This window comes from Stenotrophomonas sp. 109824_Sma, assembly GCF_056480025.1.
On sequence record NZ_CM151078.1, the window covers coordinates 1,449,883 to 1,465,213 of the forward strand.

At 68.4% G+C, this 15,331-nt stretch carries 14 protein-coding genes; 6 read left to right on the forward strand and 8 right to left on the reverse strand.

Translation table 11 applies throughout. The features are described 5' to 3' along the window. Positions 1 to 104 precede the first annotated feature (104 nt). From rpsB to ACZK1G_RS06735, 7 genes are all read right to left on the reverse strand, one after another. Positions 105 to 911, reverse strand: a complete 807-nt coding sequence (rpsB, locus tag ACZK1G_RS06705) for a 30S ribosomal protein S2 (RefSeq protein WP_005408748.1) — start codon at positions 909 to 911, stop codon at positions 105 to 107. A 220-nt stretch (positions 912 to 1,131) separates the two neighbouring features. Beyond that, the gene (locus ACZK1G_RS06710) at positions 1,132 to 1,827 is read right to left on the reverse strand and encodes a fimbrial biogenesis chaperone (protein ID WP_101765190.1); all 696 of its coding nucleotides are present in this window, start codon (positions 1,825 to 1,827) and stop codon (positions 1,132 to 1,134) included. Next, positions 1,827 to 2,072 carry a hypothetical protein gene (locus tag ACZK1G_RS06715; protein ID WP_424143713.1) on the reverse strand — a complete coding sequence of 82 codons (246 nt, stop codon included), beginning with the start codon at positions 2,070 to 2,072 and terminating at the stop codon, positions 1,827 to 1,829. The genes ACZK1G_RS06710 and ACZK1G_RS06715 overlap by 1 nt, the downstream gene beginning before the upstream one ends. A 170-nt stretch (positions 2,073 to 2,242) precedes the next feature. Next, the gene (locus ACZK1G_RS06720) at positions 2,243 to 3,280 is read right to left on the reverse strand and encodes a Csu type fimbrial protein (RefSeq protein WP_049446239.1); all 1,038 of its coding nucleotides are present in this window, start codon (positions 3,278 to 3,280) and stop codon (positions 2,243 to 2,245) included. After that, positions 3,277 to 5,643, reverse strand: a complete 2,367-nt coding sequence (locus ACZK1G_RS06725) for a fimbria/pilus outer membrane usher protein (RefSeq protein ID WP_101765192.1) — start codon at positions 5,641 to 5,643, stop codon at positions 3,277 to 3,279. The genes ACZK1G_RS06720 and ACZK1G_RS06725 overlap by 4 nt, the downstream gene beginning before the upstream one ends. Before the next feature lie 7 nt (positions 5,644 to 5,650). After that, the gene (locus ACZK1G_RS06730) at positions 5,651 to 6,400 is read right to left on the reverse strand and encodes a fimbrial biogenesis chaperone (RefSeq protein WP_101765193.1); all 750 of its coding nucleotides are present in this window, start codon (positions 6,398 to 6,400) and stop codon (positions 5,651 to 5,653) included. After that, positions 6,400 to 6,930, reverse strand: coding sequence for a Csu type fimbrial protein (locus ACZK1G_RS06735; protein ID WP_049446232.1), 531 nt, complete (start codon positions 6,928 to 6,930; stop codon positions 6,400 to 6,402). The genes ACZK1G_RS06730 and ACZK1G_RS06735 overlap by 1 nt, the downstream gene beginning before the upstream one ends. 230 nt (positions 6,931 to 7,160) lie before the next feature. On the opposite strand from ACZK1G_RS06735, the gene map reads away from it, so the two are divergent. From map to dapE, 6 genes are read left to right on the forward strand one after another with little or no spacing between them, the layout of a single operon-like run. Next, positions 7,161 to 7,946, forward strand: coding sequence for a type I methionyl aminopeptidase (map, locus tag ACZK1G_RS06740; RefSeq protein ID WP_005412748.1), 786 nt, complete (start codon positions 7,161 to 7,163; stop codon positions 7,944 to 7,946). A 20-nt stretch (positions 7,947 to 7,966) separates the two neighbouring features. Then, positions 7,967 to 10,576 (forward strand): [protein-PII] uridylyltransferase, encoded by a 2,610-nt coding sequence (locus ACZK1G_RS06745; RefSeq protein ID WP_458220123.1) that lies wholly within the window; start codon positions 7,967 to 7,969, stop codon positions 10,574 to 10,576. Further along, positions 10,576 to 11,655, forward strand: a complete 1,080-nt coding sequence (dapD, locus tag ACZK1G_RS06750) for a 2,3,4,5-tetrahydropyridine-2,6-dicarboxylate N-succinyltransferase (protein WP_014036517.1) — start codon at positions 10,576 to 10,578, stop codon at positions 11,653 to 11,655. The genes ACZK1G_RS06745 and dapD overlap by 1 nt, the downstream gene beginning before the upstream one ends. Positions 11,656 to 11,657: 2 nt before the next feature. Then, positions 11,658 to 12,524: a hypothetical protein gene (locus tag ACZK1G_RS06755; RefSeq protein ID WP_049446226.1), complete on the forward strand. Its 867-nt coding sequence runs from the start codon at positions 11,658 to 11,660 to the stop codon at positions 12,522 to 12,524. A gap of 31 nt (positions 12,525 to 12,555) precedes the next feature. After that, positions 12,556 to 12,927, forward strand: a complete 372-nt coding sequence (locus tag ACZK1G_RS06760) for an arsenate reductase (RefSeq protein WP_182474420.1) — start codon at positions 12,556 to 12,558, stop codon at positions 12,925 to 12,927. After that, a complete protein-coding gene (gene dapE / locus ACZK1G_RS06765) occupies positions 12,924 to 14,060 on the forward strand; it encodes a succinyl-diaminopimelate desuccinylase (RefSeq protein ID WP_049446223.1) in 1,137 nt (378 codons plus the stop codon). Before ACZK1G_RS06760 ends, dapE begins: the two co-directional genes overlap by 4 nt. A 66-nt stretch (positions 14,061 to 14,126) precedes the next feature. On the opposite strand, the gene ACZK1G_RS06770 is transcribed toward dapE, so the two are convergent. Further along, positions 14,127 to 15,005, reverse strand: coding sequence for a tetratricopeptide repeat protein (locus ACZK1G_RS06770; RefSeq protein ID WP_049446469.1), 879 nt, complete (start codon positions 15,003 to 15,005; stop codon positions 14,127 to 14,129). Positions 15,006 to 15,331 lie beyond the last annotated feature (326 nt).

Genomic DNA, 15,331 nt, shown 5'->3' on the forward strand with positions numbered 1-15,331 from the left:
GGGTTGGGCCGGCATGGTGGCCGGCCCGTGTGACACGGTCCTGTCACGCGCCAAGGGCGGCGTGCAGGGAGGGTGGACGCCGGGCGTCCACCCCGGGGCCTGGATCAGGCCTGGGCGTCGTCGCCCTTCTTGGCAGCCTTCTTGGCCGGAGCGCGGCGGGCCGGCTTCTCTTCGCCTTCAGCAGCGGCTTCAGCGAACTCTTCCTCGCGCACCGAAGCGGCGTGCGGAGCAGCGGCCTTACCTTCCAGCACGGCGTCGGCAGCGGCGCGGGCGTACAGCTGCACAGCGCGGATGGCGTCGTCGTTGCCCGGGATGGCGTAATCAACCAGTTCCGGGTTGTAGTTGGTGTCGACCACGGCGATGACCGGGATGCCCAGCTTCTTGGCTTCCTTGATCGCGATGTCTTCGTGGCCGATGTCGATCACGAAGATGGCGTCCGGCAGACGGTTCATGTCCTTGATGCCGCCCAGCGAGGCTTCCAGCTTGTCGCGCTCGCGACGCAGGCCCAGCACTTCGTGCTTGACCAGCTTCTCGAAGGTGCCGTCGGTTTCACCGGCTTCCAGTTCCTTCAGGCGGGCAACCGACTGCTTGACGGTACGGAAGTTGGTCAGGGTGCCGCCCAGCCAACGCTGGTTCATGAACGGCATGCCGCAACGCTCGGCTTCTTCCTTGATGGTTTCGCGGGCGCTGCGCTTGGTGCCCAGGAACAGGACGGTGCCGCGCTTCTGGGCAACCGACGAGATGAAGTTCATCGCGTCGTTGAACAGCGGGACGGTCTTTTCCAGGTTGATGATGTGGATCTTGCCGCGGGCGCCGAAGATGTACGGAGCCATCTTCGGGTTCCAGTAGCGGGTCTGGTGGCCGAAGTGGACGCCGGCTTCCAGCATCTGACGCATGGTGACCTGGGGCATTGCAATACTCCTGATATGGAACCAGCGATTCCGCCCGCGGGGATAGGTATGCGGGACGCGTGGAAGCGCGATCGGTTCCGGGGTTGGGCTTCCCTGTTGCCTCCGTGGCCGAACTCCTTGCGGAGCACCCCGGCACGGATGGGGGCAGCAGGTGTGGATTCACCGGTGACGTCCGGTGTGGACGGGTTCCCGCGCACGCTGGCGGCAGGAATCCGGTCGATTATAGCCCGCTGGGGGCGCTTGCTGCAATTGCAGGGTCAGCAGTGGCCAGATCGACCTCGCGGCCGTCCTGCAGGCGTGCCTGGAAGCGGCCTCCAGCATAGCCATCGGCGCGGGCAGGCAGGGGCCAGCGGCGTTCATGGCCAGCCAGGATGTAGCCGGCCAGGCCAGCCGTCAGCAGCGTTGACTGGCCGTCCGCCGTGATGAAGCGCAGATCGTGCAGGCGGCCGTGCAGGGTACCGGTATTGCTGAGTCGCAGTGCGGGCTGCGACGCCTGGGCCTCGACGCGGCCCTGCAGGCGGGCATGCAGCGGTGTTGCCGCTGGGCCGCGGAACAGTGGCAGGGAATAGCGCGGCAGCCCTGCCAGCGACGGCGCCAATACGATCCGATAGGCCTGTTCACCGACCGCCGCCGGCTCGGCTGGCAGCAGCCAGACGCGCTGGGTACTGCCGGGGGCGAGGTCCAGGCGCGCCGGGCTGACCCGGATCCGGTCGCTTGGCTGCAGCCGTTCGGCATCCAGCTGCTGATCCCAGGCCAGCACCTGCACCTGGCCCTGCCAGCGGCCGGGCCCGGGGTTGTGCAGCCACAGCTCGGCGCGGCCGCCCTGGGCCGGCAGCTGCAGGGTGGTCGGCAACAGCTCCAGCGCCGCGGCGGGCAGTGCCAGCAGCAGTGCCAGCAGGGTCAGCAGCGCGCGCATCAGTAGATGAGGGTCACGGAGGGGGTTGCGTTCTCGTCCGTTGCCGGTGGTGCGAGCTCGCGGACCTGGGGCGGCACCTGGGGCGCGTCACTGCGCTGGTGCGGCGCCGGGCAGCGGACGCCACCGCCATCGTCGCTGCAGGATTCGACCACGGTCAGCCGGATCTGCAGGGTGCTGCTGCTGGGTTCGGCCCATGCCGGCAGGCTGGCGACCAGCATCGCCCCGATCAGAAATGCACGAACCACCTGCCATCCACCGTACTGAAAGACTCGCTGCGCGGTATCGGCGGGATGCGCCGGAACTGTAGCGTCGCGCTTGCCCGGCATCCGTATGCCCGCATCCACCGGTGGGTGCCGACCGTTGGTCGGCACGCGGATCGCCCCCGGTGGGTGCCAACCGTTGGTCGGCACGCAGGTCAATAAGTGATCGTCACCTGCACCAGGTCGTTGTAGGTGCCGGCCGGAGGCTGGCCGGTGACCGGCGGTACCCGGCCATAGATGGTCAGCTGCTGCGCGCTGCCGGTGCCGGTGCTGCTGGCCGTATCGACGGTCAACGTGTTGCCCCAGCGCTGGCTCCGTGCCGCGTCCCGGTAGAGCTCGTAGGTGAGGTAGTAGGTGCTGCCGCCAATGGTGGTGGCCATGCGCCGGGTGGTGGTGGCGGTGGGATTGTTCTGGCCGTTGTTGAGACCGACCTGGAAGGCGGTGTTCTTCAGGCAGGTCAGGGTCAGGGTTGCGGTCTGGTCGATGTTGGCCGGGATGCCACCGGTGACGTTGCCGAAGTTCATGTTGGTGGTGACGTAGCTGCCGCATTGCGGCAGCACATTGGCGGTGGCGGTGAAGCTGAAGGCCGCACTCGCGCTGTTGGTACCGGTGGCGCCGCCGTTGCAGGTGGCGGGAATGGTGGCGGTGCCGAGCAGGACTTCGTTCCAGGCCCAGGTCAGCACCACGCTGGCACCGCTGAAGGTGCTGCTGTACGCGCCGGAGGCCAGGACCTGGTTGGCCGGGATCTGCCCGAACAGCTGCACCGTCTGTGCGCCGCTGCCGCCGGTCAGCAGCGGCACGTTGTAGCTCATGGTCAGTTCCTGCGCCGGGGGCGTGCCGTGCGGAGCCAGGCCAGTGACCTGGCCGAAGCTGGCGTTGTTGTACAGCTGGAAATTCATCGTGTCGCTGGTGGAGGTGGCCATCGTGCGGAACGTGGAACTGCTGCCGCCGCCACTGCCTGCGCCGATGCCCACGCAGACGCGCACGCCGGTGGTGGCCAGCAGGCTCAGCGCAGCGGTGGTGCAGGTCACCGTGATGTTGAGGTTGGCCGTGCTCGGGCCGGGTGCATTGCTGTTGATGTTGCCGAACGGCAGGGTCGGATTGGCGACCGCCGTGCAGACCGCGGTGGCACTGGCAGGCGCCGCTGCCAGCAGGCCGGCCCACAGCAGCAGGACGAGCAGCAGTACCCTCATGGCGCGACCTCCGGGATGCACTGCTGCGGTGCCGGCTTCGGCCGGGCGCCGGACGCCACCACCTTGGGCAGGTCCGGCACCTTCACCCGGCAGGGACCATGGCTGGTGGTGACGTACAGCACGCTGCCGGCGGCGACATCTTCCAGATAGAGCAGGCCGTCGTAGCCGACCGTGGCCTGGCGACCGTCAGGCAGCTGCACCTCGCTGCCCACCTCCAGAGGCTGGCCGTCCATCGCCAGCAGGGTCAGGCTCAGTGACGGCCGCGAGCGCAGCTGGAAGGTCACGCGGGTGCCGGCGCGCTGGCGCGGGGTCACCCAGTCCTCGATGCGGTCGGCGCGCATGTCTTCGGGCAGGTCCAGGGTGTCGATCGAGACCCGGTTGCGCTGCCAGGACAGCAACGGACTGACCAGCAGCAGGCCGCGATCATCGGTGACGCCGATCAGGCGGTTCTCCAGCCGCACCGGGACTCCGCCGACCCCATTGGTGCTGATCACCGCGAACGCATCGGAGACCTCGCGCGTGGCGAAGGCGTGCCCGCCCATCCACACCAGGCTGCCGCTGGCGCTGGCGTAGGCATAGTTGAGTCCACCCTGGCGCGAGGCGCCGAACGAATAGCGGCCGACATCGTTGAGGATGCCGACCTCGGCCAGGCCGCCGTTGCCGTCCTCGCCGTGGCGCAGCTGCGCGCGCCAGCCGACGCCGCCGGCACTGCCATCGCCCGGCACCGGCTGGGTCACGTCGGCCACCCAGCTCTGGCTGTCGCCGTTGCGCTGGCTCGAAAGGCTGGCCTGGCGGTTGTTGCCCAGGCTGGCGGTTACCGACAGGTAGATGCTGCGGTCGTCGCTGCGGTCCAGGTTCTGGTTCACCGACAGGTAGGCCGACCAGCGCTGGCTCCAGGTACGCGACCAGAACAGGCTCGCGTAGCGGTTGTCGTCGCCGTCGGGGTAGCGCAGGCGCAGATAGCTGGCGCTGAGCGTGCCCAGCCGCAGCAGGTCCAGGCCGAGCGTGGCCTGCTCGCTGATGCTCGGTGGCAGGTTGCCCTGCAGCGCGCCCAGGTCGCGGTAGTCGCCGTGGCTGCGTACGCTGCGCAGATTGACGTTGAAGCGACGGTTGTTCCAGCTGTAGCCCAGCGCCCATTGCCCGCCCTGCAGGCCATGATAATCACTGTGTGCATAGGCGGCATTGAACACGCCGGCAGCGCCGAGCAGCCACCAGCCACCGATGCCGGCCTGGGCCAGGCCACCGCCGCCTTCGGCATGCGCTTCGCCGGTGAACGTGTCGGTGACACCGCCGCGCCAGCTGGCACTGGCCACCGTGCGATCGTCATAGGCGAAGGAACGTTCGCCGAAATCCCTGCGCAGCTGGCCGACGCCGACCGACCAGTCCGACAGGCCCTTGGCCAGCAGCTGCTGGGTGCCGTAGAAACTGAAATCCAGCGTCTGCATGCGGCCGAACGCATCGGTCACCACCACCTGCGCATTGCCGGTGCCGCTGATGCCGGGCTGCGCTGCCAGCTGGAAGGGCCCGACCGGCACCTGGCCGCTGTACTGGCGCAGGCCATCGACATACAGCTCGACCGTGGAGGGCACCACGGCCTGGCCGAGGAAGCTCGGCGTGGGCGTGAGTACGCGGTAGGGCTGCAGGCCGTAGTTGCGGCCGATCTGCAGGCCGCCCAGGCGGACCGGGCGGGTCCAGTCGACGAAGCCGCTGTAGAAGTCACCGACCTCCAGCGTGGTTGCACTGTCCGGGAAATCCAGGCTCCAGCGTGTGTCCAGGCGCACGCTCTCGCCGCGCCAACGGCGGTCGCCGGGCTGCTGGTAGCGGCGGCTGATGGCGGTGTTCTCGAAGGTGCCGTTGCCGATGCCGAACACCCGCAGTTCCGAACTCAGGCTGAGGTTGCCGAGCGTGTCAACCCGGCTGCCGTAGACGTCGTAGTTGAGCAACACGCCCGGCGAGGCGTTGCCGGTGGGCGCGCGCGTCTGCGGGCGGCTGAGCACGGTGGTGGGCAGGGTCAGCTGGTCCAGCGGGACGTCCAGCGCCAGCGTCTGCATGTGTGCGTCGTAGCGCACCACCGCGCCGCTGATCTGGTCCAGGTAGACCGGTGCGTCGCCGCTGGCATTGAAGCCCAGCTGGCGCAGCACGTCGGGGCTGGCCTGCAGCCGGCCGCGGTTCTCGGTGAACGGCAGCAGGCCGCGCGGCGTGCTGTTGAGCGACACATCCAGGTACAGCGCCTGGCTGGCGGTCAGCGGGGTCGGTGGCGGCAGGATGGCATCTGCCGACACGCCGGATACATCAGCCGCCGCGCCGGACACATCGGCGGCCTCGGTCGCCGCGGGAGCCAGGGCAGCCAACAGCGCGCCCATCAACGCCTCAGCGAGCCGGTGGGGGCGACAGTGGCGTCTGTTCCGACTCGCCATTGAGCTTGGCCGTGATCTGGTCGTTGTCGCGGTCGATTGCCGTGCGTTCGATCGGCCAGCGCATCACCTGGCCGGGCAGCACATAGCCCAGCAGCCCGGGGTGGACGATGCGCGGGCGCGTGGCGCTGCCCAGCGCGAGATCGGCGATCTGCGCGTAGCCGTTGCCCGAATTGGCCACCTCCACGCCATTGCGGCCGTCCGCCAACTGCACCAGGCGGGCCTGCAGCCGCGGTGCCAGCGTGCCGGCCGAGGGCTGCACGAAGACCGGGATCGAATAGCGCAGGACGAACTGCATGCCGCCGGCGCGCGTGGCCAGATCGGGCACCTCGTCGACGATCAGGCGGTAGTACCGCTGTGCCGGCGGCGGTTCCCGGTCCGGGCGCATCACCCGCACAAGCTGCTGCTGGCCGGCGGCCAGTTCCTGCATCGGCGGCGTGGCCATCACTTCATCGGTGGGCAGCAGCTGTTCCTGGCCGTCCTGCTGCACCCAGCGGAACACGCGCACCTGCAGCTTCACCGGCGAGGTGCCGCTGTTGGTCAGCCACAACTCGCCGGCACGCTGGCGGGCTTCCAGCTGCAGGCTGGTCGGGGCGACCTGCAGGCTGGTGGCCCCGGCGGTGGCGGCGGCCAGCAGGCACAGGGCGAGCAGCGCCACGCCGGTGGCGCGCCACGGGCGGGGTACGGCCATGCGGGCGTGCTCCATCAATAGGTGATCGTGGCGGTAACCGTATCCAGGTAGTTACCGGTGGCCGGGTTGTTGGTGCTCAGGTTCAGGATCTGGCCGTAGACGATGTAGGGCACGGCCAGGCCGGTGCCGATGCCGGCCTGGGTATTGGTGCCGGACGTGGCGCCCCAGACCAGGGTATGGGCGGCGTCCTGGTAGAGCTGGTAGCCGACGTAGTTGTTGGCGGTCACCGCAGCATTGGTGTTCTTCATCCGCCGGGTGGTGACGTCATTGGCCGTGCTGGCATTGGCGCCCGCATTCAGCGAGATGGTGTAGGGCGTCAGTGCCGAGCACTGCGCGGTCACCGTGCCCTGGCCCAGGGTGGGCGTGGCGGTGGTCGAGGCGGCGGTGCCGAAGTCGACGTTGGTGGCGGCCGCCGCCGTGATGGTGCAGGCCTTGGTGACCACCAGGGTGACGTTGAAGGTGGTGGTGTCGGCGGCCAACGCCGGGCTGGACAGCAGGAGCCCGGCCACGACCCATGTCAGCGGGGATCGAACTGGGGATCGCATGGACAACCTCCCTGACCCGAAGGTCTGTTGAACAAGGCGAAGACGGCACGTTCGGCGCCGCTTTGACGACAGTGGGTCCAGCTTAGGAGGCGTAAGTGTCTGTAATCCGTGATAAATAGGCAGGCGAAAGAGTGGAGGGCATCACGCTTTCACTTTCCTTGCCGGAACCGTGCATGGCCCGGATCGCCAGTTGGGTGGCGTTCGTTCAGATTGCGGCCGGATCGGCGATAATGGGTGCCATGAGCGTGAATCTGAAAACCCCGCAGGAAATCGAGATGATGCGCATCGCCGGCCGCCTGGCCAGCGAAGTGCTCGACATCGTCACCCCCCACGTCAAGCCCGGTGTCACCACCGAGGAACTGGACCGCATCTGCCACGACCACATCGTGAACGTGCAGGGCGCCATTCCGGCCAACGTCGGCTACCGCGGCTTCCCGAAGACCGTGTGCACCTCGGTCAACAATGTCATCTGCCACGGCATCCCCAGTGAAGGAAAGGTGCTCAAGGATGGCGACATCATCAATATCGACGTCACTGTCATCAAGGACGGCTGGCACGGCGACACCAGCCGCATGTACTTCGTCGGCACCCCGTCGGTGATGGCCCGCCGCCTGGTGGAAACCACCTACGAAGCCATGTGGCGCGGCATCCGTGCGGTGCGTCCGGGCGCCACCCTGGGCGACATCGGCCATGCCATCCAGAGCTATGCCGAAGGCGAGCGTTTCAGCGTGGTGCGCGAGTACTGCGGCCACGGCATCGGCAAGGTCTACCACGACGAGCCGCAGGTGGTGCATTACGGTCGTCCGGGCCAGGGCCTGGTGCTGCAGCCGGGCATGACCTTCACCATCGAGCCGATGATCAACGAGGGCACCCGCTACAACAAGGTGCTGCCGGACGGCTGGACCGTGGTGACCAAGGACCGCAAGCTGTCGGCGCAGTGGGAGCACATGATCGCGGTCACCGAGACCGGCGTGGACGTGCTGACCCTGTCGCCAGGCGAGTCGCAGGTCTCCTGAAGATGCTGCCGGCGAGTTCGCTGCTGGACACGCCGGCCGCGTCGCTCAACGACCCGGATTGGGCTGCTGCCGCGCGCCAGGCGCTGCAGCAGGCCGACGCGCGCCTGTACCGCCGCTTCGACCAGGGCGACAACATCGAGCGCCTCCTGGCGCTGCGCGCGCGCGCTGCCGACCATCTGATCCGCCTGGCCTGGCAGCGCTGCCTGCCGGCCGACAGTGGCCTGGCGCTGTTCGCGGTCGGTGGCTATGGCCGCGGTGAACTGTTCCCGCGTTCGGACATCGACCTGCTGGTGTTCGGCGATCCGCCGGCACAGCTGGCGCACGAAGCGGCATTGGCGCGCCTGTTCGCGCTGCTGTGGGACTGCGGATTGGCCGTCAGCCATGCGGTGCGTTCGGCATCGCAGTGCCGCGAGGCGGCAGCTGACCAGACCGTGCTGACCGCGCTGATCGAGGCGCGTCCGATCCTGGCCGATGATGCCGCGCGCCGCGCGCTGCGCGAGGCCATCGACGACCGCGAGCTGTGGCCGGCACGCAGCTTTTTCCTGGCCAAGCTGGAAGAGCTGCGCAACCGCCACCAGCGCTTCGGCGATACCGCCGACAACCTGGAGCCGGACCTGAAGGATGGCCCCGGCGGCCTGCGCGATCTCAACACGCTGGGCTGGATGGCGTTGCGTGCCTTCGGCGTGCGCGACCTGGAGGCCCTGGTCGGGCTCGGCCATCTGGGCGCTGACGAAGCCGCGGCGTTGAAGCGCGAACGTGCCGTGCTGGCGCGGTTGCGCTTCGGCCTGCACCTGGTCGCGCGCCGTCCGGAAGAGCGCCTGCGTTTCGATTACCAGAAGACCCTGGCCGCGCGCCTGGGCTTCGAGGACGATGCCGAGAATCTCGGTGTCGAGAAAATGATGCAGGGCTTCTACCGCGCCGCGCTGGTGGTGCGCCGGATCAGCGACCGCCTGCTGCAGCGCTTCGAGGAACAATTCGATGGCGAGGCCCAGCCGGAACCGCTGACCGTGGGCTTTTCCCTGCGCCGTGGCTACCTGGCCGCCAACGAGGCCGACTGGCCGCGCGGCGACATCGGCCAGGTGTTCGCACTGTTTTCCAGCTGGGCCAACAACCCGCAGGTGCGCGGACTGCACTCGCTGACCGCGCGTGCACTGGCCGAGTCGCTGCCGCTGCTGCCGGCCTACGACCAGGCCGACACCGATGCGCGCGAGCAGTTCCTGGCCCTGCTGCGCGGCCAGCGTCCGGTCGATACGCTTTCGCGCATGGCGCGGCTGGGCGTGCTTGGCCAGTGGATTCCCGCGTTCGCCCAGGTCAGCGGGCGCATGCAGTTCGACCTGTTCCATGTCTATACGGTCGACCAGCACACGCTGATGGTCCTGCGCAACATCGGCCAGTTCGCCAGCAGCCGCGCCGACGAGCGCTTCTCGATCGCGCACGAAGTGTGGCCGCGCCTGCGCAAGCCGGAACTGCTGCTGCTGGCCGGCCTGTTCCATGACATCGCCAAGGGCCGTGGCGGCGACCACTCGGAGCTGGGCGCGGTGGACGCGCGTGCGTTCTGCCAGGCGCATGCGCTCAGTGGCACCGATACCGAGCTGGTGGCATGGCTGGTCGAACAGCACCTGCGCATGTCGGTGACCGCGCAGAAGCAGGACATCGCCGATCCGGTGGTGATCCACCGCTTCGCCACCCTGGTCGGCAGCCGCGACCGCCTGGACTACCTGTACCTGCTGACCTGTGCCGACATCGCCGGCACCAGCCCGAAGCTCTGGAATGCCTGGAAGGATCGCCTGCTGGCCGACCTGTACTTCGCTACCCGGCGCGCGCTGCGCGAGGGGCTGGAGCACCCGGTACCGGCCGCCGAGCGCGTGGCCGAGGCACGTGACAGCGTGCGCGCACTGGTGCGCGAGCAGGGCTACGACGATGCCACCATCGACCGCCAGTTCGCGGTGATGCCCGATGAGGGCTTCATCCGCCTGCGCCCGGAGCAGCTTGCCTGGCAGGCTGCCGCGCTGGTGCCGGTGAAGCAGGGCCAGGCGCTGGTGAAGGTTCGCCGGATCAGCGTCGACGACCCGGCGCTGGAAGTGTTCGTGCACTCGCCCGACCGCGACGGCCTGTTTGCCGCGATCGTGATGACCCTGGACCGCAAGGGCTACGGCATCCACCGCGCACGCGTGCTGGACGGTCCGGCCGACACCATCTTCGATACCTTCGAAGTGAACCCGGCCGACACCTTTGCCGATGGCAGCAGCGCCAACCTGGAGGCGGCCCTGCGCGAGGCACTCAGCGGTGACCTGTCGCGGCTGCGGCCGTCGCGCCGGGTCGTGCCGCGGCAGCTGCGGCACTTCCGCTTCGCCCCGCGCATCGAGTTCCGCGATGAGCCAGGCGCAACCCGTTTTGCCCTGGTCGCCCCCGACCGTCCCGGCCTGCTGGCCGATGTGGCGTTCGTGCTGCGCAACCAGGGCCTGCGCGTGCATGATGCGCGCATTGCAACGTTCGGCGAACGCGCCGAAGACACCTTCGTGATCAGTGACGAACACGACCTCCCCCTGACTGAACCTGCCCGGCAGCAGCTGCATGACGCGATGCTGGCCTGCCTGGACCCTGATCGAAACGCCGGAGACCCCGCCTGATGGCCACCAAGCCCGCCAAGAAGACCGCCGCGACCCCCAAGAGCGCAGCGGCCCGGAAACCTGCTGCCGCCGCACCGGCCGCGAAGAAGACCCCTGCGCCGAAGAAGGCCGCTGCGGTGAAGGCCCCGGCGAAGAAGACGGCCGCGGTGAAGCGTGCTGTGAAGAAGCCGGCGCCGGCCAAGAGCGCCGAAGCGGTCCGCGCCGAGACCATCGCCCGCAAGTCGCTGCGCAAGCCGTCGGCACCGGGCGTGGAAGAGCTGAAGTTCGGCATCGAGAGCGCCTTCGAGCGCCGTGCGACGCTGACCCTGCACGAGCTGGAAGGTTCCACCCGTCCGCTGGTCAACCGCGTGATCGATGGCCTGGAAACCGGTGAATTCCGTGTCGCCGAGCCGGACGGCCAGGGTGGCTGGAAGGTCAACGAGTGGTTGAAGAAGGCAGTGCTGCTGTACTTCCGCGTCAACGACATGGCGGTGGTCGATGCGCGCCCGGCGCCGTTCTGGGACAAGGTCGAATCGCGCTTCGCCGGTTATGACGAAGCGAAGTTCCGCCGTGGCGGCGTGCGCGTGGTGCCGGGCGCGATCGCCCGCCGCGGTACCTACTTCGGCAAGGACGTGGTGCTGATGCCGAGCTTCACCAACATCGGCGCCTACGTCGGCGAAGGCACCATGGTCGACACCTGGGCCACCGTCGGTTCCTGCGCGCAGATCGGCCAGCACTGCCACCTGTCCGGCGGCGCCGGCATCGGCGGCGTGCTGGAGCCGCTGCAGGCCAGCCCGACCATCATCGAGGACCACTGCTTCATCGGTGCGCGCTCGGAAGTGGTGGAAGGCGTGGTGGTCGGCCACCACAGCGTGATCGGCATGGGCGTGTTCCTCAGCCAGAGCACCCGCATCTACAACCGCGCCACCGGCGAGATCACCTACGGCTACATCCCGCCGTACAGCGTGGTGGTGTCCGGCTCGCTGCCGAGCAAGGACGGTACCCATTCGCTGTACTGCGCGGTGATCGTCAAGCAGGTTGATGCCAAGACCCGCAGCAAGACCAGCGTCAACGACCTGCTGCGCGGCCTGGCCGACTGAGGATGACGGCGCCGGAGGATCTGGCGCAGTCCGCGATCTACCAGCATCCGTCCGACACCCTGTTCGGGCGGATGCTGCCGCGCCTGCTGCACGCCCCGCGCTGGACCCGGCTGCGCCGCGCGCTGTCGCGGCGCTGGCCGATGCCGGCGCTGGTCAGCGATGTACGCGACGTGGTCTACGTGAGCTGGTGGGTCGACGTGCGCCACGCGCCGATGCCACCACCAGGCCATCACTACGTGGTCCACGCCGGACGCACGCCCTACACCATCCTCAGCTACCGGCACGGGCACTTCGGGCCCGCGCTGGCCGGGCCGCTGCGCTCGCTGATGCCGTCTCCCAGGCAGAGCAACTGGCGCTGGTACCTGCGTCGCGACGACGCTCCGGATGGGGCGCCGGTGGTGCTGTTCGATCGCAACGTGATGGACCAGCTGGCCTTCGTCGCCGGCGCGCGCGCTTTCAGTGATGCCATGCAGCCGCACCTGTCGGTGCACTTCACGCATGCGCTGGATGCCGAAGGCAGTGGCCACACGCGGATCGAGGGCGGGCAGGGCAGTGCCCCGGCGTTGCACCTGCAGTGGCAGGCCGCTGCGGGCTGGGACGATGCCGGGTGGGCGGCGGCCTTCGGCAGCCATCAGGCCCTGCTGCGTTTCCTGACCTGCCAGGACGAGGCCATCGCCCGTACCTGCGACCAGCGCTGGGCCAGCACCCGCATCGCTCTGCCGGTGGACATCGCACAGCTGCAACCGCTGCAGCTGGAGGGCGAACCACATTGCCCGCGCCTGCAGGCAATGGGCGTGGCGCTGCACGAGGGGCTGGCCTTCCGGCTGCCAAGGGTACCGTTCCGGGTCGTGTCCGAGCGCCTGTTGTGAGATTCTGGCCCTCTGTTTTCCAGCATCACAGATGGCCATGAGCACCACTGTTTACGGTTTGAAGAACTGCGATACCTGCAAGAAGGCGACCAAGTGGCTGGACCGCTTCGGCGTGCCGTACACCTTCGTCGACTACCGCGACAACAAGCCCAGCCCGGAAACGCTGCTGGCATGGGCGGCGCAGCTGGGTGGCCTGGCCGCGATGGTCAACAAGTCCTCCACCACCTGGCGGCAGCTGCCGGACAACCGCAAGGCCGCCGACTCCGAGGCCGAATGGAAGCTGCTGCTGCGCGAGTATCCGCAACTGATCAAGCGCCCCGTGGTGGTCACCTCCGACGGTACGGTCAGCCAGGGCTTCAGTGACAACGGCTTCAAAGCACGCTTCGGCGTGGGTGGCGCGTGAGCGCGGTTCTCGACCTGACCTGCGAGCTGATCGCTCGGCCCTCGGTGACGCCGGACGACGCCGGCTGCCAGGCGCTGCTGGCGGCACGGCTGAAGCAGGCCGGGTTCCACTGCGACCATCTGCGGCTGGGCGAGGTCGACAATCTGTGGGCGACCCATGGACAGGGCGCGCCGGTTCTGGTGTTGCTGGGCCACACCGACGTGGTGCCGACGGGCCCGCGCGAGGCCTGGGCCAGCGACCCGTTCACGCCGCAGATCCGTGACGGCGTGCTGTACGGCCGTGGCACCGCCGACATGAAAGGCAGCGTGGCGGCGTTCGTGGTGGCGGCCGAGCAGTTCATCGCCGCACATCCTGATCACCCCGGCACGCTGGCGGTGCTGTTGACCAGCGACGAGGAAGGCGATGCCATCGATGGCGTGCGCCACGTCGCACGGCTGTTCGCCGAGCGCGGCCAGCGCATCGACTGGTGCATCACCGGCGAGCCGTCGTCGACCGCGACGCTGGGTGACCTGCTGCGCGTGGGTCGCCGTGGCAGCCTGTCGGCCAAGCTGCGGGTGCAGGGCGTGCAGGGCCATGTGGCGTATCCGGAGAAGGCACGCAACCCGATCCACCAGGCGGCGCCGGCCCTGGCCGAGTTGAGTGCGCGGCGCTGGGATGAAGGCTACGAAAGTTTCCCGCCGACCAGCCTGCAGATCTCCAACGTCCATGCCGGTACCGGTGCCAACAATGTGATTCCCGGCGAGCTCGAAGTGGATTTCAACATCCGCTACAACCCGCACTGGGATGCACCGAAGCTGGAAGCGGAGATCACCGCGCTGCTGGATCGGCATGGCCTGCAGTACACGCTGAAGTGGCATCGCAGCGGCGAGCCGTTCTACACCCCGGAAGGCACGCTGCGCGCCACGGCGCGTGCGGTGCTGGCCGAGCACATCGGCCGTGCACCGGAGGAAAGCACTGGTGGCGGCACGTCCGATGCCCGCTTCATCGCGCCATTGGGCGCGCAGTGCATCGAAGTGGGGCCGGTCAACGCCAGCATCCACCAGGTGGACGAGAACGTGCGCGTGGACGATCTGGAGGCATTGCCGGGGCTGTACCAGCGGCTGGTGGAACGGCTGCTGGTGGGAACCCCATGACGGAATGAATTCCGCGAGGGTGGGTGCCGACCGTTGGTCGGCACGCCTCCCGCCGGGGCCGCTTCTCTACTCCGAAAAAATGAAGAACGGCGGCTCGACCGCTTTTTTCCAGTAACTCGGCGCGGCCATGTAGAAGTGCTGCGCTTCGGCCCTGGCGAACCAGTGCGTCGCTGCGTCGGTGTCCTTCTCCACGCCCGGCGCACCGCGGCCCAGCAGCAGTCCGGCGAAGTACTGGCCGAACACATTGCCCTGCTCGCCGGCGCGCTGGTACAGCTGCAGCGCGCGCGCGGGATCGCGTGGCAGGCCTACGCCTCTTTCCAGCAGCGCGCCCAGATCGACCTGTGCGCCGGCGTCACCCGCAGCGGCACGGCGTTGGATCCTCGCCACCAGCGGATGCACGGTATCGCCTGTGGCCGCTACCGCGCCGGGCAGTCCCGACGATGACGACGCATAGCGCTGGTAGACCATCGCGCGCAGGTCCCAGCGCAGTGCTCGCTGGGCATCACCGCGCTCGCGATAGGCCTTGGCCAGGTCAAAGAACGCATACGGATTGCCGTGGTTGGCGGCAGCCAGAGACCAGCGTTCACCGCGTCGCCAGGACGCGCGCAGCACCGGAGCCGGGTTGATGTGGGGGCTGTCGGCATACCGCAGCGTGCCGGAGATCCAGATCCGGCCCAGTGCTTCTTCCGCCCTGGTGTTGTGGAAGGTCCAGGGTGTGGCCGCTGCGGCACGCTCGTAGTAGGCGATGGCGCGCGGATCGTTGAAGCGCTCGAAGGTTTGCGCGGTATCAAAGGCACCCTCGAAGCTGCCGTCGGTTCCGCGTTGTTCCAGGCCCTGCAGCTGAGCCGGCGGCAGGGGCGACGGCGGGGGCAGGGTCTGGCAGGCGGCCAGGCCTAGGCAGAGCAGGGCGGCCAGCGCCGCGTTGCGTCCAGTGCGGTGTTGCATTTCCATTACACGTTTCACGGCGGGCCATTATGCGCGCCGTGGAGTGGTTGCCAACGCAACGGTTGCGCCGTGCCGGAAACCGGGGTAGGGTCGATGCCATGTCGATCCGCCTGGCCACCGCCGTCAATAACAACAACCGCAATAATCTGCGCGCGAATAATCGTGCGCGGCCGATGCGGGACTGCGCCCTGGGTAGATAGACAGCAACACACGCCCGGACACCAGAAAACCCGCATCAGCCGATGCGGGTTTTTTTGTGCCCGGGCGCAGCCCCACCCGGGCCTGGATGGCCGGTCGAACACCTTCCCACCCGTGAAATCCCCCAA

Bases quoted from the DNA above. Each gene is read 5' to 3' on its own strand.
- rpsB (WP_005408748.1), bottom strand. From the start codon at position 911: ATGCCCCAGGTCACCATGCGTCAGATGCTGGAAGCCGGCGTCCACTTC.
- ACZK1G_RS06710 (WP_101765190.1), bottom strand. From the start codon at position 1,827: ATGCGCGCGCTGCTGACCCTGCTGGCACTGCTGCTGGCACTGCCCGCC.
- ACZK1G_RS06720 (WP_049446239.1), bottom strand. From the start codon at position 3,280: ATGAGGGTACTGCTGCTCGTCCTGCTGCTGTGGGCCGGCCTGCTGGCA.
- ACZK1G_RS06725 (WP_101765192.1), bottom strand. From the start codon at position 5,643: ATGGGCGCGCTGTTGGCTGCCCTGGCTCCCGCGGCGACCGAGGCCGCC.
- ACZK1G_RS06730 (WP_101765193.1), bottom strand. From the start codon at position 6,400: ATGGAGCACGCCCGCATGGCCGTACCCCGCCCGTGGCGCGCCACCGGC.
- ACZK1G_RS06735 (WP_049446232.1), bottom strand. From the start codon at position 6,930: ATGCGATCCCCAGTTCGATCCCCGCTGACATGGGTCGTGGCCGGGCTC.
- map (WP_005412748.1), top strand. From the start codon at position 7,161: ATGGGTGCCATGAGCGTGAATCTGAAAACCCCGCAGGAAATCGAGATG.
- dapD (WP_014036517.1), top strand. From the start codon at position 10,576: ATGGCCACCAAGCCCGCCAAGAAGACCGCCGCGACCCCCAAGAGCGCA.
- ACZK1G_RS06755 (WP_049446226.1), top strand. From the start codon at position 11,658: ATGACGGCGCCGGAGGATCTGGCGCAGTCCGCGATCTACCAGCATCCG.
- ACZK1G_RS06760 (WP_182474420.1), top strand. From the start codon at position 12,556: ATGGCCATGAGCACCACTGTTTACGGTTTGAAGAACTGCGATACCTGC.
- ACZK1G_RS06770 (WP_049446469.1), bottom strand. From the start codon at position 15,005: ATGCAACACCGCACTGGACGCAACGCGGCGCTGGCCGCCCTGCTCTGC.